This is a genomic window from Rhodobacter lacus, assembly GCF_042683065.1.
GTDB classification, from domain to species: Bacteria; Pseudomonadota; Alphaproteobacteria; order Rhodobacterales; family Rhodobacteraceae; genus Rhodobacter; species Rhodobacter lacus.
Genome location: NZ_JBHUIX010000004.1, coordinates 186,374 through 210,154 on the forward strand (window position 1 = coordinate 186,374; position 23,781 = coordinate 210,154).

The window sequence follows — 23,781 nt, forward strand, 5'->3', positions numbered from 1 at the left end:
CTGCGCGGGTGAGCGCCAACGGAGGGCAAGATGGAACCTGTGACCTGGGGCATTCTGGGCGCGTCGAACTTCGCGGCCACCCGCATGGGGCCTGCGCTTCATGCCGCCAAGGGCTCGTGTCTCGCCGCGCTGGCCACCGCTTCGCCCGAGAAAGCCGCGCGCTTTGCCGCCTTCGCGCCGGGGCTCAAAGTGCATGAGAGCTACGCGGCGCTGCTCGATGATCCGCAGATCGAGGCGGTCTACATTCCGCTGCCGAACACGCTCCATGTGGAATGGGGGATCAAGGCGCTTGAGGCCGGCAAACATGTGCTGATCGAAAAGCCGCTGGCGATGACCGCCGCCGAGATCGCGCCGCTGATCGCGGCGCGTGACGCGGCGGGCAAATGCGCCGCCGAAGCCTATATGATCGTGCATCACCCGCAATGGCAGCTGGTGCGGCGCTGGCTCGATGAGGGGCGGATCGGGCGGCTCAAACATGCCGATGTCACCTTCACCTATGACAACCCCGACCCCGCCAATATTCGCAACCGCGCCGATGTGGGCGGCGGCTCGATCCCCGATATCGGCGTTTACGCCTATTCCTCGATCCGCTTTGCCGCCCGCGCCGAGCCGGTGGCGCTGCACGCCCGCCTCCAGCGCGAGAACGGCGTCGACACCTTCGCCCAGGTCTGGGGCGAAATGGCGGGCCCGGACGGCGCCTTCAGCTTTGCCGCCCTCACCTCGACCCGGCTCTATCCGCGCCAGGAAGTGACGTTTCAGGGCGAGGCCGGCCGGATCACGCTCTCCGCCCCTTTCAATGCGGGCGTCTTTGGCGAGGGTCAGGTCAGCCTGCATGGCTTCAACACGACCGAAACCCACCGCTTTCCGGGGGTGAACCAATATGTGCTTCAGGTGGAGGCCTTCATCGCCCATATCCGCGCGGGCACGCCTTTCGCCTGGACGCTCGAAGAGGCGCAGAAGGGTCAGGCGATGATCGACATGGTGCGCGCCGGCGAAATCTGAGCGCGCAGGGGTGAGCGCACAGGGGGCTGTCTGCCCCCTCTGGGCCTGCGGCCCATTCACCCCCGAGGATATTTTCACAAAGTCGAAGCAGAAAGCCCGCGGCCTTCGACTTTGTGCAAATATCCCGGGGGGTGAATTTTGGCGCAGCCAAAAGAGGGGGGCAGCGCCCCCCTGCCCGGCTCGGGCCCCGCGCGCGCTCAGGCCAGCTTCGCGAGCCGCTCCTCAAGCACGTCAAAAGGCACGCCCGGCTCATCTTTCGCGCAGCGGATCACGAGCGAGGTTTTCACGCTCGCCACATTTTCCGCCGCGGTCAGCTCGCCGGTCAGAAAATTCTGGAACGTGCTCAGATCGGGCGCCGCGCATTTGAGCACAAAATCGATTTCGCCATTGAGCATGTGGCACTCACGCACCAGAGGCCAGGCCTGACACCGGCGCTCAAACGCGCTCAGATCCGTTTCGGCCTGGCTGTGCAGCCGCACCATCGCGAAGACCTGCACCTCAAAACCAAGCTCCCGCGGGTTCACATCGGCATGGTAGCCGCGAATATAGCCCGCCTCCTCCAGCGTGCGCACCCGGCGCAGGCAGGGCGGCGCGGAGATCCCGACGCGCTTGGCGAGCTCCACATTGGTCATGCGGCCATCGGCCTGAAGCTCGGCCAGAATCTTCCGGTCGATCTCGTCGAGCTTGCTCGTGCCCATGGTTCCCTCCTTGGTTGCGCAAACCTTATCTAGCGGCGCCTTCGGGCGCAATATTGTTTCGCCCTGCCGGGCGCAAGCGCAATCGGCATCGGAAACATGTCATGGCTGTCGTGAAACGCCGCGCAGCGCTTCCCCATCGCGCGCGCGACGCCTATATCAGCGGCAGGGTCGCAAAGGAGCAGACGATGGGTGAGACGAAACGGACGAAGCTGTTGATCATCGGTTCCGGGCCTGCGGGCTATACGGCGGCGGTCTATGCCTCGCGCGCGATGCTGAGCCCCGTCCTTGTGCAGGGCATGCAACCGGGCGGGCAGCTGACCATCACCACGGAAGTGGAAAACTGGCCCGGCCGCACCGAGGTGCAGGGCCCTGACCTGATGGTGCAGATGGAAGAGCATGCCCGCGCCATGGGCAGCGAGATCATTTCCGACATCATCACCACGCTCGATCTGGGCAGCCGCCCCTTTACCGCCACGGGCGATTCGGGCACCCGCTACGTGGCCGATGCGGTGATCCTCGCCACCGGGGCGCAGGCGCGCTGGCTCGGCCTGCCGTCGGAACAAAAGTTCCAGGGGTTCGGCGTCTCTGCCTGTGCCACCTGTGACGGCTTTTTCTACCGCGGCAAGGAAGTGGTCGTGGTGGGCGGCGGCAATGCCGCCGTCGAGGAGGCGATGTTCCTGACCAATTTCGCCACCAAGGTCACGGTGATCCACCGCCGCAACAGCTTCCGCGCCGAAAAGATCCTGATCGAGCGGCTGATGAAGAACCCGAAAATCGAAGTGATCTGGGAGTCGGTGGTTGAAGAGGTGCTGGGCACCGCGGCCCCGCTCGGGGTCACGGGCGTGCGCGTGAAGAACGTGCAGACCGGCGCCGAGACCGAGATCCCCTGCCACGGCTTCTTTGTCGCGATCGGCCATGCACCGGCCTCGGAGCTGGTGAAAGACCAGCTGGAGTTGCATCACGGCGGCTATGTGAAGGTTGAGCCGGGCACCACGCGCACCAGCATTCCGGGCGTGTTTGCGGCGGGCGACCTCACCGACCATGTCTACCGTCAGGCCGTCACCTCGGCGGGCATGGGCTGCATGGCGGCGCTCGATGCCGAGCGCTGGCTTGCGGCGGAGGGGCTTGCGGAGTGATCCGCTTTTCCGGCACGGTCTGGCGCATTCTGGCCGCCGACCGCGCCGGAGACGCCACCGCCCCCGTGCGCCATTCCGAGGGCCGGTTTCACCATGACGGGCAAAAAGCCCTTTATGCCTCGCTGAGCGCCGAGGGCGCGGGCGTGGCGATTGCGCGCTATCTTGCCCCCGGCGATGCGGCGCGGGTGATCGTGCCGCTCCATATCACCGCGGCGCGCCTTGTGGACCACCGCGGCAATCCAGCGCTTTCGGTTGTCTGGCAGGAGGACCGCGCCGCCACCGGGGCCCCCTCCCCCACCTGGGCCTATTCGGATGCGGCCCGCGCGGCAGGCGCACAGGGGCTCCTTTATTCCTCGCGCTCGCGCCCGGATCTGGCGCATCTGGTGCTCTTCGATCTCTCGCCCGGCACGATCCCCCTTGCAGGCGCCCCCGCCGCCTGGCCCGGTCCTTGAGCGGCAGCGACCATTGATCTCTCACACGGGGTTCGGCTGGCCCGGCTCCACGCGCTTTCCCCCCTCGCTCGGCTGTCGGCCGATATTGCATGGCGGGCCAGCCCGCCCGCACTGCCAGATCGGGCTTTGCAACCGGCGCGCTCGGGCCCGAAGACCGAGTTTGCGCCCCCCCCCCCGATTGGGGCGCGCCCTTTTGTAACCGGCTGCGGACGCTGCCGGGGCGCCTAACCCGGGGCATATAAAAAGGCCGCCCGAAGGCGGCCCTTTGACAAGTTTGCGCCCCGCTCAGGCGGCGACGGGCGTGCCAGCTTTGGCGGCGGCTTTCGCCTTTTCCTTGGCTTTCTTTTTCGCCCGCGCACGCGAGCGGTTGATCGCCACGAACATGCTCATCACAAGCGCCGCCGAAACCGCCTCGGCGAGCGTTGCCGGAACGACCAGCGTGAGCATGTCGCTCGACATCATGTTGATGTTGCCGAGCGCCAGGAACGTCAGGCCGAACACCATGAACCACGAGATCAGGCCCGCGAAAATCCCGCCGAAGCGGGCCAGCAACATCCGCAGCGTGAGCGCATAAACGAGCGCCCAACCCGCCCAGACCAGCATCTGCATCGGCGTGCCGGGGAACTCTGCTCCCATTGCGCCAAAATAGTCTTCCCACTCGGCCTTGAGCCAGTAGGCATTGATGCCGAATTCGCAGGCGGAGATCCACACCCACCCGGCGACGATCGGCGTCAGACTCGATTTAAGACCCATGACTTCCCCCTAAATGAAAAATTGGCGCCACGATACCACTGCACCGCGCCGCGACAAACGGCGTGCTTTGACGCAGTTTGCAGAAAGTCATTCTGCGTCGCGGCAAATTCGCACCAAAGCCTCCTCTTTTGCGGCCGTTCCCCCGCTTTTGCTTGAAAAACTTGGTCGATCCGGGCAAAGCGCGGCGCAAGCGCTCTGGCGCGTTGATGTTGCATTCCAAAACAGGCCCAGCGATGACCCTTCCCAATCTCGCTCCCATTCCGGAGCTTTATGTCTCTCACGAATCCGCGCTCAAGCTGAAAGTGGAAGCCGCAAGCCTGACTTCGTGGGATCTGACGCCGCGCCAGATCTGCGACCTCGAGCTTTTGATGAATGGCGGGTTTTTCCCGCTCAAGGGCTTCCTGAGCGAGGCCGACTACAATGGCGTCGTCGACAATATGCGCCTCGCCGACGGCACGCTCTGGCCGATGCCGATCACCCTCGATGTGAGCGAGAAATTCGCCGAGACCGTCGCCCCCGGCCAGGATATTGCGCTGCGCGACCAGGAAGGCGTGATCCTCGCCATCCTGTCGGTCACTGACAAATGGGAGCCGAACAAGGCGAAGGAAGCCGAAAACGTGTTCGGCGCCGATGACCTTGCGCACCCGGCGGTGAACTACCTGCACCACACGGCGGGCAAGATCTATCTTGGCGGCCCGATCACCGGCATTCAGCAGCCCGTGCATTATGACTTCAAGGCCCGCCGCGACACGCCCAACGAACTGCGCGCCTATTTCCGCAAGCTCGGCTGGCGCAAGATCGTCGCCTTCCAGACCCGCAACCCGCTGCACCGCGCGCACCAGGAACTGACCTTCCGCGCCGCCCGCGAAGCAGAAGCGAACCTGCTCATCCACCCCGTCGTCGGCATGACGAAGCCGGGCGATGTGGATCACTTCACCCGCGTGCGCTGCTATGAGGCGGTGCTCGACAAATACCCGCAATCGACCACGACGATGAGCCTTTTGAACCTTGCGATGCGCATGGCCGGCCCGCGCGAGGCGGTCTGGCACGGGCTCATCCGCAAAAACCACGGCTGCACCCATTTCATCGTCGGGCGCGACCATGCCGGCCCCGGCAAGAACTCGGCGGGCAAGGATTTCTACGGCCCCTATGATGCGCAGGAGCTGTTCAAGCAGCATGAGGACGAGATCGGCCTGACCATGGTTGATTTCAAACACATGGTCTATGTGCAGGAACGCGCAAGCTATTTCCCGGCGAACGAAGTGCCCGAAGGCTGCACCGTGCTCGACATTTCGGGCACCGAACTGCGCCGCCGCCTGCGCGAAGGGCTCGACATCCCGGAATGGTTCTCCTTCCCGGAAGTGGTGGCCGAGCTGCGCCGCACCTCGCCGCCGCGCTCGAAACAGGGCTTCACCGTGTTCTTCACCGGGCTTTCCGGTTCGGGCAAGTCGACCATCGCCAACGCGCTGATGGTGAAGCTGATGGAAATGGGCGGGCGCCCGGTGACGCTGCTTGATGGCGATGTGGTGCGCAAGCATCTCTCCTCCGAGCTCGGCTTCTCGAAAGAGCACCGCGACATCAACATCAAGCGCATCGGCTATGTGGCGTCGGAAATCACCAAAAACGGCGGCATTGCGATCTGTGCGCCGATCGCGCCCTACACGGCCACCCGCCGTGCCGTGCGCGAGATGATCGAGGCTTACGGCGCTTTCGTCGAAGTGCATGTCGCCACGCCCATCGAGGAATGCGAGGCGCGCGACCGCAAGGGGCTCTACAAGCTCGCCCGGGAAGGCAAGATCAAGGAATTCACCGGCATTTCCGACCCTTATGAAGTGCCTGCCAATCCCGAGCTCGCCGTCGATACGACCGGCGTCGATGTCGACCACTGCGCGCATCAGGTGATCCTGAAGCTCGAATCGATGGGCCTGATCAAGGGCTGAGCCGCCGTCAGCCCAAACACAAAAGGGGCGCCCCGGGCGCCCCTTCTTCATTTCTGCGCCGCCAATGGGTCAGTGCACGCTCACCGCCACCGCCTCATTGGCGCGGGCAAGCTGAAAGGCCGTCCAGCGATCTTTGACGAGCGCAAGCCGCTCGCCATTGGCGGCATGGAGCGCGTAGATCTGCGTGGCATCGCCCGCCTGGGCCCGAATGTCTTCCGGCAGATCAGAGACGGCGACCGCGCGCACATAAAGGATACGCTCGCCACCCATTTGCGGGCCAAAATCGAATGCTTGGTTCATCTCATCCCCCTTTCAGCGTTTGCGGATCGGAATCGTTTGCACCACGGGCTCGGGCTGAGAGCGCCTCAGCTCGATATGCAACAGCCCATTTTCAAGCCCCGCCCCGGCGACCTCGACCCCGTCAGCAAGCACAAAGCTGCGTTGGAAGGCGCGCGCCGCAATGCCGCGATGCAGGAAGATTCGCTCGGCGCCCTCTTCGGCCTGACGGCCGCGAATCACCAGCGCGCGATCTTCCATCGTGATCGCGAGATCAGCCTCGGCAAACCCGGCAACGGCGAGGGTGATGCGGAACTCATCCGGCCCGGATTGCTCGATATTATAGGGGGGATAGGCGTCGGACCCGTTTTTTGCGGTCCGCTCGACAAGGCGTTCGAGCTGATCGAACCCCAGAAGGTAAGGATGTGCGCCGAAGCTCAGTTTCGTCATCTGGCAAGCCCTTTGGAAAGCGACGTTGCGAAAAAGGGCCCCGCCGCGCGGCAGCCCGATGATCACGATATGGGGTCTGAACCGGTCCGTGCAAGGGGCGGGCGCGCGGCGATACAGTTGAAATTTCCCCCCGCAACCGCCAGATATCGCTATAGTTCAAAATGCCGGAGCGACTCGTGCGCGGCCGGAACGCAACCGTCAGACCTTGTCAGCTGAGTTCGGAACCCGCCATGAATGCCCATAGCGACACGCCGCTGGAGATGAACCCGGAAGATGTGATGCGAGTCAAGCTGGAGGTTTTGCGCCGCGAGCACCGCGACCTTGACGAGGCGATCAGCGCGCTCATTGCCGCGACCCACCCGGATCAGCTCCGGCTTGTGCGGCTGAAAAAGCAAAAACTCGCCCTCAAGGATCAGATCGCGCGGATCGAAGACCGCCTCACCCCGGACATCATCGCCTGAGCCAGTCGCACGACCGGCTTGCCCCTGCATACGGGCCGCCTATAGTGCCGGTTCCGTAAACTGGGGGGCCGAATGGGCGTGAAAGTGGGAATCATCATGGGCAGCCAGTCCGACTGGGCGACCATGCGCGAAGCGGCGGCAGTGCTCGACGAGCTGGGCGTGCCCTACGAGAAAAAGATCGTCTCGGCGCATCGCACCCCCGACCGTCTCTGGGCCTATGGCAAATCTGCGGTCGAGCGCGGCCTTCAGGTCATCATCGCAGGCGCGGGGGGTGCTGCGCATCTGCCCGGCATGATGGCCTCGAAAACCCGCGTGCCCGTTGTGGGGGTGCCGGTGCAGACCCGCGCGCTCTCGGGCGTCGACAGCCTCTATTCGATCGTGCAGATGCCCAAGGGCTTTCCCGTCGCCACGATGGCAATTGGCGCGGCGGGCGCGGCCAATGCCGGGCTGATGGCGGCGGGTATCCTTGCGTTGCAGGATGCAGCACTTGCCGCGCGGCTCGATGCCTGGCGCGCCGCCCTCTCCGCCTCGATCCCCGATGAGCCGCAAGATGAGTGAGATGCTGAAACCGGGCGCAACGATCGGCATTCTGGGGGGCGGCCAGCTTGGGCGGATGCTCTCCGTCGCGGCCTCCCGCCTCGGCCTCAAATGCCATATTTTCGAGCCCGGCGCGGGCGCGCCCGCAGGGCAGGTGGCGGAGCGGGTCTTCACCGCCCCCTATGAAGACGCCGGCTGCCTGCGCGCCTTTGCCGAGGGCGTCGATGTGATCACCTATGAATTCGAGAACATCCCGACCTCGGCGCTCGATCTGCTGGAGAGCCTGCGCCCGATCCGCCCCGGCCGCCGCGCGCTGGCGATCAGTCAGGACCGGATCCTCGAGAAGAGTTTTCTCAACGAGATCGGCCTTGCCACCGCCCCCTGGGCCGAGGTGACCGATGCCGCAACTCTTGCGGCGGCCCTCGAGCAGATTGGCGCGCCTGCAATCCTGAAAACCACACGTCTGGGCTACGACGGCAAGGGGCAGGCGCGGATCATGGCCCCCGAAGATGCGCCCGCGGCGCTCACCGCGATGGGCGGGGCCGCGGCGGTGCTCGAAGGCTTTGTCGATTTTTCCGCCGAGATCTCGGTGATCGCCGCGCGCGGGCTCGATGGCGCGGTCGCCTGCTATGATCCGGGCGAGAACGTGCACAAATCGGGCATCCTGCATACCACGACAGTGCCGGCAAAAATCCCGCCCGCGCTGCGCTCGGATGCGGTGCTGATCGCCGCGCGCATCCTCAATGCGCTCGATTACGTGGGCGTGCTCGGGGTCGAGCTTTTCGTCACGCCCCAAGGGCTTTTGGTGAACGAAATCGCCCCCCGGGTGCATAATTCGGGCCACTGGACACAGGCGGGCTGCGCCGTTGACCAGTTCGAGCAGCATATCCGCGCCATTGCCGGCTGGCCTCTGGGCGACGGCAGCCGCTACGCCGATGTCGAAATGCTCAACCTGATCGGCGCGGATGTGGACCGCGTGCCGGAATTCGCAAAAGCGAAGGCCACGCAGATCCACCTTTACGGCAAGGCCGAAGCAAAGCCCGGCCGCAAGATGGGCCACGTCAACCGCGTGTTGTGAGCGCCGGGGGCTGTCTGCCCCCGGACCCCCGAGGATATTTGCACAAAGTCGAAAGCAGGCTCCGTTCTCTTCGACTTTGCGCAAATATCCCGGGGGTGAATTGGCCGAAGGCCAAGAGGGGGCAGCGCCCCCGCGCCGCCGCCGCTCTAGCTGCGCTCGAGATTGAGCGCGATCAACTCTGTCACCTGCTGCGCATGGGTTGCGGGCAACATATGCCCGCCGCCCGGAATGCAGGCCGTGCCCACATCCGCCATCCGCGCCGCAATCGCCGCACAGACCTCGGCCACGATCGGCGGGCTCTTGTCGCCATGGATCAGCATCACCGGCACCTCGATTCCCTCGATCCCGTCGTCGCGCCAGATCCGCCCCGGATCTTCGAAATTCGCCGCCGAGATATTGCGCACCATCGGCATTGACGCACAAAATCGTGCGCGCTGATGCTCCGGCAGCGCCTCCCATGGCACACCCGCGCCCCATTCACGCATGAAGCCCTTGGCCGCCGCCTCATGATCCCCCGCCGCGATCAACGCCTCGAAATGGCTCTGCCGCTGCCTGAGCTCTGCCCATTCTGCGCTGCCTTCGACGGCGCGAAACAGCACTGGCTCGATCAGCGTGAGCGAGCGCACCGCCTCGGGCGCGCCCACCGCGATGCGCAAGGCCACCGAGGCGCCAAAACTGTGACCGATCAGATCCACCGGTCGATGGATGAAACTTGCCGCGATCTGCGTGACCAGCCGCTGATAGGCGCCGGGTTCGGGCGCGGCATCTTGCCAAGGCGGAGACTGGCCATGGCCGGGCTGGTCAAAAACCGTGGTGGTGAGCTGCTCTGCCAGCGGCTCCAGCACCGGCGCCCAGAGGCTTGCCGCGCCAAGCGTGCAATGCACCGCGAGCGCCGGGCGCGGCCCGCGCCCGATGTCGTGCCAATGGATCTCCTGCCCCAGCCGCGTGTCGTGCGCCATCAGAGGCTCCCCAGATGCGCATCAAGGAAATCGAGCCGGTCCTGGCCCCAGAAGCGCTGGTCGGTCTCGGCCACGATGTAGAAGGGCGAGCCGAAAACGCCGCGCTCCACGGCCTCTTCAAGGGTGCGCTCGTAGGCCATCGCGCCAGTGAAAAGCCCGGATGTGACGAGGTTCGGATCGAAGCCCGCCGCCGTGAGCTTTTCGCGCAGCACGTCATCTTCCGCAATGTTGCGCTCCTCGACCCAAAGCGCATGGGCAATGCCGCGCACCAGCGCCCCCAGATCGCCGCCGCCCGCCGCCTGCGCGGCGATCACCGCATAAGAGGCCGGAGCGCCATTGGGCGGATAGCCTGCGGGCTTGAGCACCATCTCCATGCCAAGATGCTTCGACCAGCGCTCCAGTTCCTGCATCCGGTACTCGAGCCGGCTCTGATGCCGCTGCGCGGGCCGCACGCCCCCGGTGCGATCAAAGAGCGTGAGCAGGTCAAGCGGCTTGTAAGTGAGGCTTGCGCCGTGCTTTGCCGCGATCTGCTCCAGCCGGTCCCCCGCCAGATAGGTCCAGGGACTGAAAACAGAGAAAAAGTAATCGATATGCGCCATAGTATCGCTCCCCCGGCTTGCAAGGTTTGCGAGCAGGCTAGCCCGGTGCTAAGGCAGGCGCAATCCGGCGAATCCCCTCTCGTCGGCGCGCGTGAAAGGACCGAACATGCCCGCGATGACCGAACCGAAGCTCATTTCCGGCAATGCCAACCGCCCGCTGGCACAGGCCATCGCGCGGCGCATGTCGATGCACCGTGGCATGTCGGTCGGGCTTGTCGATGCCCGCGTCGAGCGGTTCAACGATCAGGAGATCTTTGTCGAGGTCTATGAGAATGTCCGTGGCGAAGACATGTATATCATCCAGCCGACCTCGAACCCGGCCAATGACAACCTGATGGAACTGCTGATCATGACCGATGCGCTCAAGCGCTCCTCGGCTGATCGCATCACCGCCGTCATCCCCTATTTTGGCTATGCCCGCCAGGACCGCCGCGCCAAGGCCCGCACGCCGATCTCGGCCAAGCTGGTGGCAAACCTGCTCACCGAGGCGGGGGTGGACCGGGTGCTGACGCTCGATCTGCACGCCACGCAGATTCAGGGCTTTTTTGATATCCCGGTGGACAACCTTTACGCCGCGCCGGTGTTCGCGCTCGACATCTTGCACAATTTCAAGGGCCAGCTTGAGGATGTGATGGTGATCTCGCCCGACGTGGGCGGCGTGGCGCGCGCGCGCGAGCTCGCCAAACGGATCGGCGTGCCGCTCGCCATTGTCGACAAACGTCGCGAGAAGGCGGGCGAAGTGGCCGGCATGACCGTGATCGGCGATGTGACCGGCAAGAAATGCATCATCGTCGATGACATCTGCGACACCGCGGGCACGCTCGTCAAAGCCGCCGATGTGCTGATCGAGGCGGGCGCAACCGAGGTCCATGCCTATATCACCCATGGCGTGCTTTCCGGCCCGGCCGTGGGGCGGATCACCGGCTCGGTGATGAAATCGCTCGTGATCACGGATTCGATCGAACCGACCGAGGCAGTGAAGGCGGCGGCGAATATCCGCATCGTGCCGACCGCGCCGATGTTCGCGCAAGCGATCCTCAACACCTGGTCGGGCACCTCGGTCAGCTCGCTTTTCGAGACCGATACGCTGGTGCCGATCTACGAAGGGCTCTATTCGGCGCAATGAGCGCGCCCGGTTGACCCGGAGAGGGGGCGCTGCCCCCCGTCGCGTGCCGCGACTCCCCCCGGGATATTTGCACAAAGTCGAAGGCGACACCGTTTTGCCTTCGACTTTGTCTAAATATCCCGGGGGGTGAATTGGCCGCAGGCCAAGAGGGGGGCAGCGCCCCCCTTTCTTCATTTCAGATGCGCAAGGAAGGTATCGACCTCAGCCTCGGTCGTGGCCCAGCTCGTCACCATTCGCGCCGAAAGGGATTCCGCCGCATCGCCTTCGAGCGATTGGTCGAAGGGCCAAAGATAATATGCCGCGCCTGCCGCCTGCAGGCGCCGGTGCGCCCCGCGCGGGAAGGCCGCAAAAACCTCGTTCGCATCGGTCGGGTGCAACAGATGCGCGCCCGGCACGGTGCGGATGCCCGCCGAGAGCCGCGCGGCCATCGCATTGGCGTGGCGCGCAAGGTCGAGCCAGAGATCGCCTTCAAGGTAAGCTGCCATCTGCGCCGCGAGGAAGCGGTGCTTAGAGAACAGATGCCCGCCGCGCTTGCGGCGCGTTTCAAATTCATGCGCACGGGCGGGGTTGAAGAGGATCACCGCCTCCACCCCCATGCAGCCGTTTTTGGTGCCACCGAAGCTCAAGACCTCCACCCCCGCCTTCCAGGTCATCTCCGCAGGCGTGCAGCCGAGCGAGACGAGCGCATTGGCAAAGCGCGCCCCGTCCATATGGACAGGCAGCTTGAAATCACGCGCGATCGCGCAGATCGCGGCCACTTCGGCGGGCGTATAGACCGCCCCCGCCTCGGTGGCATTGGTCAGCGAAACCATGCCGCGCTGGACATTGTGGATGCCGCCGCGCCCGGTATGGGCGATGATGCGGCGCAGCGCCTCCGGGTCCATCTTCGCATCGGCGCCCTCCACGAGCACGAGCTTGGAGCCACCGGTGTAAAACTCCGGCGCGCCGCATTCGTCCTCCTCGATATGGGCGTTGCGATGGCAGAAGATCGCGCCCCAGGGTTGGGTCAGCACCGCGCAGGACAGCGCATTGGCCGCCGTTCCGGTGGGCACAAGATAAACCGCCGCCTCGGGCGCCTCGAAGATCGCGCGCAGCCGCGCCACGACCGCGGCGCTCAGCGGATCGGCGCCGTAAGAGGGCATATGGCCGGCATTGGCAGCGGAAAGCGCTGCAAGGATCGCGGGCGCGACCCCGGCGGTGTTGTCAGAGGCAAAGTGCATTCAGAGATCCTCGATCGTGTAGTCTTGCCAGTCGTCCTCGGGCACTTCGGCCTCGGAGACGGTCCAGCCTCGCACCGACATGCCCGCCTCATGCACGGTCTCGGTCGAGCCCGAGATCAGATAGTGCCATTCGGGCAGGGGTTTCCCCTCCCAGCGCAGCCGGTAAGCGCAGGTCACGGGCATCCAGTAGACGCTTTTCTTGAGTGACTTCGGCGTCAGCCGCACGCATTCGGGCACGTAGCGGTGCCGCGTTTCGTAATTGCGGCAGCGGCAGCTTTCGCCATCGAGCAGCTTGCAGGCGACGCGGGTGAACTCAAGTTCGCCCGTATCCTCGTATTCGAGCTTGTTCAGGCAGCATTTGCCGCAGCCATCGCAAAGCGCTTCCCATTCCGCGGGGGTGAGCGCCTTGAGCGGCAGGGTCCAGAAGTCGGGGCGGAGCGTGGTCATTGCCGGCACCCTGCCCCATGCGGGGCGCGATGGAAAGGGGTCAAACGCTGGCGAGGATCTGACGGGCGGTGGCGCAATCCTCCGCCATCTGTGTCATCAACCCGTCGAGGCCGTCAAACTTCAGCTCCGGGCGCAGATAGGCGACGAGGGCCACGGAGAGATGCTGGCCGTAAAGATCACCATCGAAGTCGAAGAGGAAGGTCTCAAGGTTGGGGGTATTGGTGCCAAACATCGGCCGCACCCCAAGACTGGCCGCGCCATGGTAGCTGCCCGCCTGCGGGCCGGTGAGCACATCGACCTTGACGGCATAAACCCCCAGCCGCGGCAGATGCAGCCCGGCCACCGACATGTTTGCAGTGGGAAAGCCGAGCCCCTTGCCGCGCTTGTCGCCATGGATCACCTCGCCCTCGATCCGGTGCAGGTGGCCCAGCATCTTCGCGGCATCTTCGGGGCGGCCCTCGCTCAGCGCGTGGCGGATATTGGTCGAGGAGACCTCGACCCCCTCGATATGCAGGAGCGGCGCGACGGTGACCTCATAGCCATAACGGCGCCCGAAGGCGATCAGCTCTGCCGTGCCCCCCGCCCGCTTTTTGCCAAAGCGGAAATCGCCCCCGACCGCAACATGCGAGACCCCGAGCCCCTCGGCCAGCACATCGCGGGCGAAGGCCTCGGGCTCAAGCCCCGCAAGATCTTTGCTGAAAGGCAGTTCGTAAAGCCGGTCGACCCCGAGCTTTTCAAAGCGGTTCCTCCGCGCCTCGGCATTCATCAGCCGGAAGGCGGGCGCGTCGGGCGCAAATACCTCGCGCGGATGCGGCTCGAAGGTGATGATGCCAAGCGGGCCGCGGCCGCGCGCAAGGTCGATCACCGACTGGTGGCCGAGATGCACGCCATCGAAATTGCCCATCGCCACCGAGGCGCCCTTCGCCTCGGCCTCGAGCCCCGTCCAGTGGCTGTAAACTCGCATCCGTCCCCGCATCCGGCGCGGCCCGGAGCCCTTGCCGTGTCAGTCCGCCTTGCAGGCGGGCGCCAGAACCTGCGCCTCGCCCTCGATCACCACCGTATCGCCCACGCGGCAGCGGGTTTCAAGGGTCACGCGACGCTTCACCGGGTCGATTGCGGCGACAGTGACCTCGGCAGTCACCACATCGCCCGGACGCACCGGAGCGCGGAACTTGAGCGACTGGCCAAGGTAGATCGTGCCATGGCCGGGCAATTGCTCGCCGATCACCGCCGAAATCAGCCCGGCAGAGAGCATGCCATGCGCGATCCGGCCCTTGAACATTGTCCCCTTGGCGAAATCTTCGTCCAGATGCACGGGGTTGTGATCGGTCGACACTTCCGCGAACATCTCGATGTCGCGGTCGGTGATTTCCTTCGTGAGCGCGCGGCGCATCCCCACTTCAAGCTCGTCGATGCAGATCGTGCCGCGGTGAATCGTGTCGGTCATGGGGCGCTCCGGGCCAAGGGTCATGTTGCGGCGCGGCATAGCATGCAGGCCGCGACAATGCAAGCGCAGCGAAACTTATGACCAAAAATTGCGAATATCGCGCAAGATAGTTACCTCACGCGCCATGTCTCAGCGCAATTTGCCGATCGAATACTGCGGCGATTGCTGCCGCGCCCCGAGCCAGGCGGCGAGCAGATCGGGATCGGGCGCCTCCGCATCGGGGCCGAACTGGTCCACGGCAAGCCCGCCGGTGACAAAGAGCACGTCGAGCCCCTCGCCCATCGCGCCTGCCACATCGGTGTTGATGCCGTCACCAATGGCAAGGATGCGGCTGTCGTCGGTATCATGGATTTCAAGAAGCCGGCGGCGCGCCATGTCGTAGATCGGCGGATGCGGCTTGCCGAAATAGAGCGCGCGCCCCCCCATGTCTTCGTAAAGCGCGGCCAGCGCGCCCGCGCAGTAGATCCGCTTTTCGCCCATGTCGACGACCACATCGGGGTTGGCGCACAGCATCGGCAGGCCGCGGGTCTTGGCGGCAAGGAAGCGCGGCCGGTAATCCTCGGGCACTTCGTTCACCTCATCAAAGGGGCCGGTGCAGATGATCCCTTCCGCCTCCTCGAACGGCACGCGCTCGATCTCGGCGCGGCCCGCCCAGGCGGCGGGCACGTCGGTGAAGAACCCATCATCCTTCGACGGCCCCAGATGCCAGACCTTGCGCCCGACAGCGCCTGCAAACATTGCATCTTGCGCCGCATCGCCCGAGGTCACGATCAGATCCCAGGCCGCGCGCGGCACGCCCATCCGGTCGAGCTGCTCGCCCACGAAGCGCGCGGGCCGCGGCGCATTGGTGATCAGCACCACCTTGCCGCCGCGCGCACGGAAGGTGGTGAGCGCCTCAACCGCGGCCGGAAAGGGGCGCACCCCATTGTGCAAACAGCCCCAGAGGTCGCAGAACACGGCGTCGTAACGGTCGGAAATATCGTCGAGCGAGTGGAGGATACGGGTCATCGGGGGCCTTTCAGTAGCATGCGCGCCGCAAGATCGGCCGCAGCGGCAGGCAGCTTATGGCACCGATGCGACAGAATGGCAAAGGCTTGAAGGGGGGGGCGCTGCCCCCTCTTTTGCCTTTGGCAAAATTCACCCCCGGGATATTTGGACAAAGTCGAAGAAAAGCGGCCCTGCTGTCGGCTTTGTGCCCATAGCGCAGGCCAGATCGCCCGGAGGGGCGCGGCGCAACTGCGCGGGGGAGCCAACAGGAGGGCCGCCCCTCCTTGCCCCACACCCCCAAGCTGCTGTATCTCTTCCCTCTACAACCACCAATGAAAGCGAGCAGCATGGCCGGCGATCTTCTGTCCTCGTCCCCGACCGAAACCTATGACGCCTCCTCGATCGAGGTGCTCGAGGGGCTCGAGCCGGTGCGCAAGCGCCCGGGCATGTATATCGGCGGCACGGACGAACGCGCGCTTCATCACATGGTGGCCGAGATCCTTGACAACGCGATGGACGAGGCGGTGGCGGGCCATGCGACCCGGATCGAGCTTGAAATGAACGATGACGGCTCGGTCACCGTGCGCGACAATGGCCGCGGCATCCCGGTTGACCCGCATCCCAAGTTTCCGGGCAAATCCGCGCTTGAGGTCATTCTTTGCACGCTCCATGCGGGCGGCAAATTCTCCAACAAAGCCTATTCCACCTCGGGCGGCCTCAATGGCGTCGGCTCCTCGGTGGTGAACGCGCTCTCCGATCTGATGGTGGTGCAGGTCGCGCGCAATCGCGAACTGTTCGAGCAACGCTTTTCGCGCGGCGTCCCCCAGGGGCCGGTGGAAAAACTCGGCGCGGCGCCAAACCGGCGCGGCACCATGGTCACCTTTCACCCCGACCCGGAAATTTTCGGCACGCTCAGCCTCAAGCCGGCCCGGCTCTTTCGCATGGCGCGCTCGAAAGCCTATCTCTTCTCCGGCGTCGAGATCCGCTGGAAAAGCGCGCTCGCCGATGGCGACACGCCGCTTGAGGCGACGTTCCACTTCCCCAACGGGCTTGCCGATTTTCTGGGCGAAGTGCTCACCGGCGCCGCGACCTATGCCGACAGGCCCTTTGCGGGGCGCGTGAGCTTTGAGGAAAAATTCGGGGTGCCCGGCTCTGTTGAATGGGCGATCAACTGGACGCCCGCGCGCGACGGCTTCCTGCACAGCTATTGCAACACCGTGCCGACGCCCGAGGGCGGCACGCATGAGGCCGGGTTCTGGGCCGCGATCCTGAAGGGCATCCGCGCTTACGGCGAGCTTTCCAACAACAAGAAGGCCGCGCAGATCACCCGGGAAGACATGCTGACGGGCGGCTGCGCGCTGATCTCGATCTTCATCCGGGAGCCCTCTTTCGTCGGCCAGACCAAGGACCGGCTGAGCACGGAAGAGGCCGCAAAATGGGTCGAAAGTGCGGTACGCGACCATTTCGACAACTGGCTGGCGACGGACCCGAAATGCGCGGGCGCGATTCTCGACTTTCTCGTGCTGCGCGCCGAGGAGCGGCTCAAGCGCCGCGCCGAAAAGGAAACCTCGCGCAAATCCGCCACCAAGAAACTGCGCCTGCCCGGCAAGCTTGTGGACTGCTCGGCCTCCAACCGCGCGGGCACCGAGCTTTTTCTCGTTGAGGGCGACTCGGCGGGCGGCTCGGCGAAAATGGCGCGCGAGCGCACCACCCAGGCGCTTTTGCCGCTGCGCGGCAAGATCCTGAACGTGCTCGGCGCGGCGAGTTCAAAACTTGGCCAGAACCAGGAGATCAATGATCTTGCGCAGGCGCTCGGCGTCGGGCTCGGCGCAAAATTCCGCGTCGATGACCTGCGCTATGACAAGATCATCATCATGACCGATGCCGATGTCGACGGCGCGCATATCGCGAGCCTCTTGATGACCTTCTTCTTCACGCAGATGCGGCCGCTGATTGACAAGGGCCACCTCTACCTCGCCTGCCCGCCGCTTTACCGCCTCACGCAGGGGGCCAAGCGGATCTACGTGGCCGATGATGCCGAGAAGGAGGCCTGGCTCAAGAAGGGGCTGGGCGGCAAGGGCAAGATCGACGTGCAGCGCTTCAAGGGGCTGGGCGAGATGGACGCGAAAGACCTGAAGGACACGACCATGAACCCGGCGACGCGCAAGCTCATCCGGGTGACGATCGACGACGAGTTTGCGGGCGAAACGGACGATCTGGTGGAGCGCCTGATGGGCAAGAAGCCGGAACTGCGGTTCCAATACATCACCGAGAACGCGAAATTCGTGGAAGATATGGAATTGGATGTTTGAGGGGGACCGAAACACGGGCCCAGAGCCGTGGTCTGTCCGGTCTGAGCGCTGACGACTGCAATTTCTCGATCTGCTGCCCCCCCGGGCATCCGTTCCTCTCAGATGGCCCGTGCCGTGATGGTTATGGGCGGCGGTTGGTGAGGTGAGCGCCGCAATCTGAACCGCCGGGAGCAGGGGATTTTCTGCGCCACAGCGGCAGGAGGCTGGCACGACGGGCCCCCAAGGGCGAGACGCCCGCGCCGGAACCACTGCTCGGCATTCAGGGTCAAAGCGCCGTTTGCGGACCGGCCATGCGCCCCCGTTCGGACCACAGATGCGGGCGCGGGGGGCGGGGCGCTTTGCGAGCGGCGCCGTGCCTGGTGCACTCGCCGCGCCCAAGCCCGCCGCGCAGTCGCTCCAAACTCTCGCCGCGGCCAGGCTCGTGGCTCTCAGCACAGCCCCCTAACCCGGCGACCGCGCGGGTAACGGACTGGCGCGGCTTTCTTGCGAGATTCGGCGCTCCGCTGAAAGGAGATCACCATGACCGATCAATTCGCACACCTCACCCCGGGGCTCGACAGCCCGTCGATGGGCGGCAACGCCATCACGCCCTCCGACAGCACGGACCTGCCCGCGCCGGTGCGCGCCGTGACCATCGGCACGGCTGCGGGCGTGATCAAATATGTTCATGCCCGCACCGGGGCCACCTGCACCACCGGCCCGCTGCCGGTCGGGCAGCATTCGATCTGGGCCCGCCGCATCCTCGCCACCGGCACGACGGCCACCGGCCTGACGGGGTGGCAGTGATGCTCGGGCTCGGTCTTGGCGGGTTTGGGCTCGATGCGCGGCGGGTTGCGCAACCGTGGTCGCCCGCCAGCATGGCTGGGCTTCTGGCGTGGTATGACCCGTCTGACCTCTCGACGCTCTGGCAAGACGCCGAAATGACCACGCCGATTACCGCATCTGGCCAACCTGTTGGGGCGATCCGCGACAAGAGCGGCAACGGCCATCACCTGACACAGGCCACGGCATCCAGGCGCCCGATGTATCAGGCGTCCGGGGGCCGGCATTGGCTTCAGTCCGACGGGGTTGATGATGCGCTGGGGATCGCCTCACGATATGGGCTCGGGGCGAACCCGGCTCTGTCCATTACCGCCGGAATGCGCTGGCTGGGCAGCGAAGCCGATGGCCGTCTCCTTTCGATCGGCTACGGAGCAACAGGAAACCTGTCAGTTGGCACGGGAACCAGCGGCTCTGCCTGGCGCCATTCCAACGGGAATACCATTTTCGGAACGCCCACCGCTGGCCTTGACGTGCTCGCGACATGGGCGCGTGAAGCAGATGTTGCTTACGGGGCCGAGCAGTTTTGGCGCAATGGCGTGCCTCAGGCGATAACATTCAGCGCGGTGACGGCCTTGCCGTCGAGCACGGATGCCAACACCACGGCTTTTTCCTTTGGGGCGGCCAATTACCTGACGGCTCGACTTTATGGGATGATCATCGCCAATGCGCGGTTGCCGCAAGCCGAAACCTGGATGGCGGCAAAATCCGGAGTGACGCCATGACCGCGATCATCGTGCGCCTGGGCGCGCTTGCGCAAGCCGAGGCCGTGGCGGGGGCGCAATGGTCTGTGCCGCTCGGATCGGGCGGAATTGTGACGCATATGGGCTGCAACTGGGTGGGGTGCCCCGGCGAGATCACCTCTGCGCTGGAACAGGTTGATGGCGTCCGCACGGGCGAAGACTTCTTTGGCCTGTGCGAAGATCTTGGCGTGGCGCCGATCGCGCTGTGACGTGCTCGGGAACTCTCTGCCGCTGGCTGCGTTGGTCTTGCAGAATCTGCATCAGGGAGATGATCGATGACCAAGATTGCCATTCCGCTGCTCGCCGTTCTGGCGCTCACCGCCTGCGAAACAGTCAAGGGCGCGGGCCGGGACATGCAGGCGGCGGGTCATGCGGTGACCAGTGAAGCGGCGGAGACCCAGGCGGAAATGTAACGGCCCCGGTGGCGCGCCCCGGCTCAAGGCCCGGGCGCCCCTTTTCCCGCAAGCGCGTGCAACGATCTGGCGGCTATCGCGCGGGCCGTGTCAGCCGCATCACCAGTTCTTCGCGCAAAAGCCCTTCATCCTCGCCGCTGTCGCGGGCGAGGCGTTTGAGCCCGAAGTGGACCCGCGCGATCTCCTGATAATAGCTGGTGAAAGCGTAGTTCACCGCAGCCCCCGCAACAGCGCCAAGCACCGGCACCGTTTGCGCCGCGAGCTTTTGCCCGAGTGCCAGCGCAAGCCGCGGCGCGACCTTGCCGATCAGCCCGTGCAGCCCCGCGCCGGTCAGCGTCATGCGCGCGGTCAGAAAGCCCATGTCGGCCCCGTCATCGGCGTCGAGCGGCCCCGCGGCGGCAAAGACGCGCAGGCATTCGATCCGCACCTCGTCGGTCTCGGGGTCAAATCCATGCTCGGCGGCAATCCCCTGAATTGCGCGCAGCAAAAGCGTGATGGTGAAGGGAAGCTCGGCAAGCGCGCTGGGCAAACCACCAGCCCCGCCGGCTGCGCCCAGCGCGGTGCTGAGCGCCTTGTTCACCCAATCGGGCCGGTCCGCCACCACCCCGCGCGAGCGGCTGGCGGCCTCAAAGGCCGTGTCGAGCCCGCGCTCGGTGGCCGCTTGCAACCCGCCCCGCACCGGCGCGGGCAGCCGCCCGATGAGCCCCTCCGTGGTGGCCCCGACAAGCGAGATCACCTGCATCATCGGCCCCGAGGCCGTGCGATGGCGCCGCGCCAGCGCATCAAGCGCCGACGTCAGAGTGGGATCGGTGACGGGCAGTAAAATTTCGGGCTGCATGGCTCTCCCCTGTTTGCACCGATATGGGGCGCGGGGGGGCCGGACAAAAGATCAGGGCGCGAATTTCTCCACCGCGCCGCGCACGCCCTCCCAGGCGCCGGGCACGAGGTCGAGCGCCAGCACCCGATCGGGGTTGGTGGGCGGTGGCATCTCCACATCCTCGATCTTTTCAAAGCCGAAGCGCTGGTAATAGGGCGCATCGCCCACCAGCAGCACCCGCTCCCAGCCGAGCTTGCGCGCCTCGGTGAGGCTTTCGCGCATCAAAAGGCCGCCCAGCCCCTCACCCTGCCGCGTCGGGTGCACGGCAACGGGGCCCAGAAGCAGCACGCGCTCTCCGCCCACGCGCACGGGCCAGTAGCGGATCACCGCGGCCAGCACGCCATCTTCGCGCAAGGTCAGGCAAAGCTCCTTCACCGGGGCCACCCCTTCGCGCAGGCGGTAGGAGGACAGCGCCGTTCGTCCGGGCGCGAAACAGAGGTCGTAAAGCGCCTCCACCTCCCACCAGTCAGCCTCGGCCTCTTCCTCAAGCTGATACATGCTGCCCCCGATTCCTGCGCGATTATTCGCTTTCCCCGCGCCTAACACGCGCTAATCTCGGGTTCAAATCAAAGGAGACCGTGATGTTCTACCGCCCGGAGGAGGGCCACAGCCTGCCGCACAACCCGTTTGGCGCGATCGTGGCCCCGCGCCCGATCGGCTGGATCTCGACCCGCGGCAGGCTGGGCGACAATCTCGCCCCCTATTCCTTCTTCAATGGCGTCGCCTACACGCCCCCGCAGGTGATCTTTGCCTCCACCTCGGCAAAGGCGGACCGCGGGGACACCAAGGACAGCCTCGCACAGATCCGTGAGACGGGGGTATTTTGTGTCAATATCGTCTCCTCGGATCTGATCGGCGCGATGAACGCCTCCTCGGCGGCGCTCCCCGCGGGGGAGGATGAATTCGTCGCCAGCGGGCTCGAAAAGGCGGATTGCGTGGTGATCGACTGCCCGCGCGTGGCGGCGGCGCCTGCCAGCCTCGAATGCCGGCTGGTGCAGGTTGTCCCGCTGCTTGGCGCCTATAACTACCTGATTCACGGCGAGGTGGTGGGCGTGCATATCCGCCCCGATTGCCTGAAAGACGGTCGTTTTCTCCCGCCCGACCGCCTCACCCGGCTCGGCTATAACGACTATGCCACGATCACTGAAACCTTTGCGCTGGCGCGGCCCTGAGGGGCGGGGCTAGCGCGCCTTGCGGGCCGAGCGCAGGAGCGTGTAGACCCCGGAGGCCACGACCAGCGCCGCACCAAGGAGCATCGGCGCATCCGGGCGTTCGCCAAACACGATCACGCCCAGAATGAGCGCGAAAACGAGGCGGGTGTAGCGAAACGGCGTGATCACGGAAACGTCGCCCATCCGCATCGCCGCGGTAAGCGCCCAATAGGCGGCGACGCCCACCGCCACGGCCCCCGCAATCGGCCAAAGCGCGTCCGGGCGCGGCGGGGCAGCGCCCCCCGTCACCGCAAGGATGATCGCGCCCGCGGGCACAAGCGCGGCAAAGCCGTAGATGCCAAGCTGGAAATTTGTCAGCACCTTTGGCGCCGCACGGGTGGCAAGGTCGCGCCCGGCAAAGCCCAAAAGCCCCAGCACCGTCCAGAGCGCGGCGGGCACAAACCCTTCAAGCCCCGGGCGCAAGATCACCAGAACGCCGAGAAAGCCGACGCCAATTGCCGCCCAGCGCCGTGGCCCGACCTGTTCACGAAAAAGGAGCGCGGCCCCCGCCACAACGACAAGCGGTGTCGCCTGCAAAATCGCCGAAGCGTTGGAAAGGGGGGTGAGCGCGATCCCGAGCGTGTAACCAAGCCGCCCGATGATCTCGAAAGCGGCTTTGATCAGCATCAACCGGCTCGCCACAGCGCGGTGCCACAGCCCCTGCCCCGCGCCCAGTGCCAGTGCCGCAAACACCGCCGTGCCGCCAAGCCCGAACAAGATCAGCACCTCGCCCACCGGCAGATGCCCCGCCGCGCGTTTGACGAACATGTCCTCAAGCGCAAAGAGCCCCATCGCGAGCACCATCAGCCCCGCGCCGCGCAGGTTTTCCATCACGCTCTCCCGTTTCGTCCGGCGGGTGAAAATATGACGCGGAGCCCAACGGGTCTATGCCCTTTCCACCGCGCCCCCCCCGGCCTAATCTCGGCCCGCCGCACAAGCAAGCGCGAGAGGAAGGCCATGACTGCAGAACGGGTGATCGGGGTGATCGGGGGCTCGGGTGTCTATGACATCGCCGGGCTCGAAGGAGCAACATGGCAGGCGGTCGAAACCACCTTCGGCGCGCCCTCGGATGAGCTGCTCGCGGGCTATTATGATGGCGTGAAAATGGTGTTCCTGCCGCGCCACGGCCGCGGCCACCGCTTCACGCCGACAAGCGTGCCATACCGCGCCAATATTGCCGCAATGAAGATGATGGGCGTGACCGATCTCGTCGCCGTCTCCGCCGTGGGCTCGCTGCGCGAAGATTACGCGCCGGGCGATTTTGTCGTGGTCGATCAATATATCGACCGCACCTTTGCCCGTGCCAAGAGCTTCTTTGACACCGGGCTCGTGGGCCATGTTTCGGTGGCGCATCCGACCTGTGCCCGGCTTTCGGCGCTTTGCGCCGAGGCCGCGCGCAAGATCGGTGTGACGCTCCATGAGGGCGGCACCTATGTGGCGATGGAAGGCCCGCAATTCTCCACCCAGGCCGAGAGCGAGCTTTACCGCTCCTGGCATGCCGATGTGATCGGCATGACCGGCATGCCCGAGGCCAAACTCGCCCGCGAGGCAGAGATGTGCTACGCCTGCGTGGCGATGGTGACGGATTTCGATTGCTGGCACCCGGACCATGATGCCGTGGATGTGGCGCAGGTGGTGGCCACCGCAATCGCCAATGCCGACAAGGCGCGCAATCTTGTGGCCGCGCTGCCGGCGCTGCTCAAGGGCCCGGCCGAAACCTGCACGAAGGGCTGCACCCATGCCCTTGATGGCGCGATCATGACCGCGCCCGCCAAACGCGACCCCGAAGTGATCGCCCGACTGATGCCCGTGATGGGCCGCGTTCTGAAAGGCTGAAT

The 23,781-nt window shown here is 65.3% G+C and carries 29 protein-coding genes; 15 read left to right on the forward strand and 14 right to left on the reverse strand.

Translation table 11 applies throughout. The annotated features are described in order from the left end of the window. The first annotated feature begins 30 nt into the window (after nt 1-30). The gene (locus tag ACFSM0_RS04295; protein WP_377387670.1) at nt 31-1,002 is read left to right on the forward strand and encodes a Gfo/Idh/MocA family protein; all 972 of its coding nucleotides are present in this window, start codon (nt 31-33) and stop codon (nt 1,000-1,002) included. Between the two features lie 197 nt (nt 1,003-1,199). On the opposite strand, the gene ACFSM0_RS04300 is transcribed toward ACFSM0_RS04295, so the two are convergent. Then, nucleotides 1,200-1,700 (reverse strand): Lrp/AsnC family transcriptional regulator, encoded by a 501-nt coding sequence (locus tag ACFSM0_RS04300; protein ID WP_377387673.1) that lies wholly within the window; start codon nt 1,698-1,700, stop codon nt 1,200-1,202. Between the two features lie 185 nt (nt 1,701-1,885). Between ACFSM0_RS04300 and trxB the strand changes: the two genes are divergently transcribed. Then, nucleotides 1,886-2,836 (forward strand): thioredoxin-disulfide reductase, encoded by a 951-nt coding sequence (gene trxB, locus ACFSM0_RS04305; RefSeq protein WP_377387676.1) that lies wholly within the window; start codon nt 1,886-1,888, stop codon nt 2,834-2,836. Then, complete coding sequence (locus ACFSM0_RS04310; RefSeq protein ID WP_377387678.1) at nt 2,833-3,288, forward strand: RES family NAD+ phosphorylase; 456 nt, start codon at nt 2,833-2,835, stop codon at nt 3,286-3,288. The genes trxB and ACFSM0_RS04310 overlap by 4 nt, the downstream gene beginning before the upstream one ends. A 285-nt stretch (nt 3,289-3,573) precedes the next feature. On the opposite strand, the gene ACFSM0_RS04315 is transcribed toward ACFSM0_RS04310, so the two are convergent. Further along, nucleotides 3,574-4,041, reverse strand: coding sequence for a hypothetical protein (locus tag ACFSM0_RS04315; protein ID WP_377387680.1), 468 nt, complete (start codon nt 4,039-4,041; stop codon nt 3,574-3,576). A gap of 233 nt (nt 4,042-4,274) precedes the next feature. Between ACFSM0_RS04315 and ACFSM0_RS04320 the strand changes: the two genes are divergently transcribed. Then, nucleotides 4,275-5,981 (forward strand): bifunctional sulfate adenylyltransferase/adenylylsulfate kinase, encoded by a 1,707-nt coding sequence (locus ACFSM0_RS04320; RefSeq protein ID WP_377387682.1) that lies wholly within the window; start codon nt 4,275-4,277, stop codon nt 5,979-5,981. 69 nt (nt 5,982-6,050) lie between these two features. Here the strand turns inward: ACFSM0_RS04320 and ACFSM0_RS04325 are convergent, their stop codons facing one another. Together ACFSM0_RS04325 and ACFSM0_RS04330 are read right to left on the reverse strand one after the other, a co-directional pair. Further along, a complete protein-coding gene (locus ACFSM0_RS04325) occupies nt 6,051-6,281 on the reverse strand; it encodes a DUF1150 family protein (RefSeq protein ID WP_377387684.1) in 231 nt (76 codons plus the stop codon). A 12-nt stretch (nt 6,282-6,293) separates the two neighbouring features. After that, nucleotides 6,294-6,707 carry an Hsp20 family protein gene (locus tag ACFSM0_RS04330; protein WP_377387686.1) on the reverse strand — a complete coding sequence of 138 codons (414 nt, stop codon included), beginning with the start codon at nt 6,705-6,707 and terminating at the stop codon, nt 6,294-6,296. 230 nt (nt 6,708-6,937) lie between these two features. On the opposite strand from ACFSM0_RS04330, the gene ACFSM0_RS04335 reads away from it, so the two are divergent. From ACFSM0_RS04335 to ACFSM0_RS04345, 3 genes are all read left to right on the forward strand, one after another. After that, nucleotides 6,938-7,168 (forward strand): YdcH family protein, encoded by a 231-nt coding sequence (locus ACFSM0_RS04335; protein ID WP_377387688.1) that lies wholly within the window; start codon nt 6,938-6,940, stop codon nt 7,166-7,168. Between the two features lie 72 nt (nt 7,169-7,240). Next, nucleotides 7,241-7,726, forward strand: a complete 486-nt coding sequence (purE, locus tag ACFSM0_RS04340; RefSeq protein WP_377387690.1) for a 5-(carboxyamino)imidazole ribonucleotide mutase — start codon at nt 7,241-7,243, stop codon at nt 7,724-7,726. Further along, complete coding sequence (locus ACFSM0_RS04345) at nt 7,719-8,783, forward strand: 5-(carboxyamino)imidazole ribonucleotide synthase (protein ID WP_377387692.1); 1,065 nt, start codon at nt 7,719-7,721, stop codon at nt 8,781-8,783. Before purE ends, ACFSM0_RS04345 begins: the two co-directional genes overlap by 8 nt. A gap of 146 nt (nt 8,784-8,929) precedes the next feature. Here the strand turns inward: ACFSM0_RS04345 and ACFSM0_RS04350 are convergent, their stop codons facing one another. Next, nucleotides 8,930-9,742, reverse strand: a complete 813-nt coding sequence (locus ACFSM0_RS04350; protein WP_377387694.1) for an alpha/beta fold hydrolase — start codon at nt 9,740-9,742, stop codon at nt 8,930-8,932. Next, a complete protein-coding gene (locus ACFSM0_RS04355; RefSeq protein WP_377387696.1) occupies nt 9,742-10,341 on the reverse strand; it encodes a 2-hydroxychromene-2-carboxylate isomerase in 600 nt (199 codons plus the stop codon). Before ACFSM0_RS04355 ends, ACFSM0_RS04350 begins: the two co-directional genes overlap by 1 nt. Before the next feature lie 106 nt (nt 10,342-10,447). On the opposite strand from ACFSM0_RS04355, the gene ACFSM0_RS04360 reads away from it, so the two are divergent. Beyond that, on the forward strand, nt 10,448-11,467 hold the full coding sequence (locus ACFSM0_RS04360; protein ID WP_097069703.1) for a ribose-phosphate pyrophosphokinase: 1,020 nt from the start codon (nt 10,448-10,450) through the stop codon (nt 11,465-11,467). A 170-nt stretch (nt 11,468-11,637) separates the two neighbouring features. Here ACFSM0_RS04360 and ACFSM0_RS04365 read toward each other — a convergent pair whose 3' ends face one another. The 5 genes from ACFSM0_RS04365 to ACFSM0_RS04385 form a co-directional block, all read right to left on the reverse strand. Next, complete coding sequence (locus tag ACFSM0_RS04365) at nt 11,638-12,687, reverse strand: threonine aldolase family protein (RefSeq protein ID WP_377387698.1); 1,050 nt, start codon at nt 12,685-12,687, stop codon at nt 11,638-11,640. Next, the gene (locus ACFSM0_RS04370) at nt 12,688-13,134 is read right to left on the reverse strand and encodes a YcgN family cysteine cluster protein (RefSeq protein ID WP_377387700.1); all 447 of its coding nucleotides are present in this window, start codon (nt 13,132-13,134) and stop codon (nt 12,688-12,690) included. 40 nt (nt 13,135-13,174) lie between these two features. Beyond that, complete coding sequence (locus tag ACFSM0_RS04375) at nt 13,175-14,098, reverse strand: bifunctional riboflavin kinase/FAD synthetase (RefSeq protein WP_377387702.1); 924 nt, start codon at nt 14,096-14,098, stop codon at nt 13,175-13,177. Nucleotides 14,099-14,137: 39 nt separating this feature from the next. Beyond that, nucleotides 14,138-14,581, reverse strand: a complete 444-nt coding sequence (locus tag ACFSM0_RS04380; protein ID WP_377387704.1) for a MaoC family dehydratase — start codon at nt 14,579-14,581, stop codon at nt 14,138-14,140. Between the two features lie 129 nt (nt 14,582-14,710). Continuing rightward, on the reverse strand, nt 14,711-15,589 hold the full coding sequence (locus ACFSM0_RS04385) for a TIGR01459 family HAD-type hydrolase (protein ID WP_377387706.1): 879 nt from the start codon (nt 15,587-15,589) through the stop codon (nt 14,711-14,713). A gap of 326 nt (nt 15,590-15,915) precedes the next feature. On the opposite strand from ACFSM0_RS04385, the gene parE reads away from it, so the two are divergent. From parE to ACFSM0_RS04410, 5 genes are all read left to right on the forward strand, one after another. Beyond that, the gene (parE, locus tag ACFSM0_RS04390) at nt 15,916-17,880 is read left to right on the forward strand and encodes a DNA topoisomerase IV subunit B (RefSeq protein WP_377387708.1); all 1,965 of its coding nucleotides are present in this window, start codon (nt 15,916-15,918) and stop codon (nt 17,878-17,880) included. Nucleotides 17,881-18,399: 519 nt separating this feature from the next. Then, a complete protein-coding gene (locus tag ACFSM0_RS04395) occupies nt 18,400-18,666 on the forward strand; it encodes a spike base protein, RCAP_Rcc01079 family (protein ID WP_377387710.1) in 267 nt (88 codons plus the stop codon). Continuing rightward, nucleotides 18,666-19,424, forward strand: a complete 759-nt coding sequence (locus ACFSM0_RS04400; protein WP_377387712.1) for a hypothetical protein — start codon at nt 18,666-18,668, stop codon at nt 19,422-19,424. The genes ACFSM0_RS04395 and ACFSM0_RS04400 overlap by 1 nt, the downstream gene beginning before the upstream one ends. Next, a complete protein-coding gene (locus ACFSM0_RS04405; protein WP_377387714.1) occupies nt 19,421-19,651 on the forward strand; it encodes a hypothetical protein in 231 nt (76 codons plus the stop codon). Before ACFSM0_RS04400 ends, ACFSM0_RS04405 begins: the two co-directional genes overlap by 4 nt. A gap of 66 nt (nt 19,652-19,717) precedes the next feature. After that, nucleotides 19,718-19,855, forward strand: coding sequence for an entericidin A/B family lipoprotein (locus ACFSM0_RS04410; protein ID WP_377387716.1), 138 nt, complete (start codon nt 19,718-19,720; stop codon nt 19,853-19,855). 73 nt (nt 19,856-19,928) lie between these two features. On the opposite strand, the gene ACFSM0_RS04415 is transcribed toward ACFSM0_RS04410, so the two are convergent. Both ACFSM0_RS04415 and ACFSM0_RS04420 read right to left on the reverse strand, forming a co-directional pair. Beyond that, the gene (locus ACFSM0_RS04415) at nt 19,929-20,693 is read right to left on the reverse strand and encodes an EcsC family protein (RefSeq protein WP_377387718.1); all 765 of its coding nucleotides are present in this window, start codon (nt 20,691-20,693) and stop codon (nt 19,929-19,931) included. 51 nt (nt 20,694-20,744) lie between these two features. Further along, entirely contained in the window at nt 20,745-21,230 is a 486-nt protein-coding gene (locus tag ACFSM0_RS04420) for a GNAT family N-acetyltransferase (RefSeq protein WP_377387720.1), read from the reverse strand. 83 nt (nt 21,231-21,313) lie between these two features. Here ACFSM0_RS04420 and ACFSM0_RS04425 point away from each other — a divergent pair, with 83 nt between their 5' ends. After that, nucleotides 21,314-21,904, forward strand: coding sequence for a flavin reductase family protein (locus tag ACFSM0_RS04425; protein ID WP_377387722.1), 591 nt, complete (start codon nt 21,314-21,316; stop codon nt 21,902-21,904). Nucleotides 21,905-21,913: 9 nt separating this feature from the next. Here ACFSM0_RS04425 and ACFSM0_RS04430 read toward each other — a convergent pair whose 3' ends face one another. Then, nucleotides 21,914-22,774 (reverse strand): DMT family transporter, encoded by an 861-nt coding sequence (locus ACFSM0_RS04430; RefSeq protein WP_377387724.1) that lies wholly within the window; start codon nt 22,772-22,774, stop codon nt 21,914-21,916. A 126-nt stretch (nt 22,775-22,900) separates the two neighbouring features. Here ACFSM0_RS04430 and ACFSM0_RS04435 point away from each other — a divergent pair, with 126 nt between their 5' ends. Next, complete coding sequence (locus ACFSM0_RS04435; protein ID WP_377387726.1) at nt 22,901-23,779, forward strand: S-methyl-5'-thioadenosine phosphorylase; 879 nt, start codon at nt 22,901-22,903, stop codon at nt 23,777-23,779. Nucleotides 23,780-23,781 lie beyond the last annotated feature (2 nt).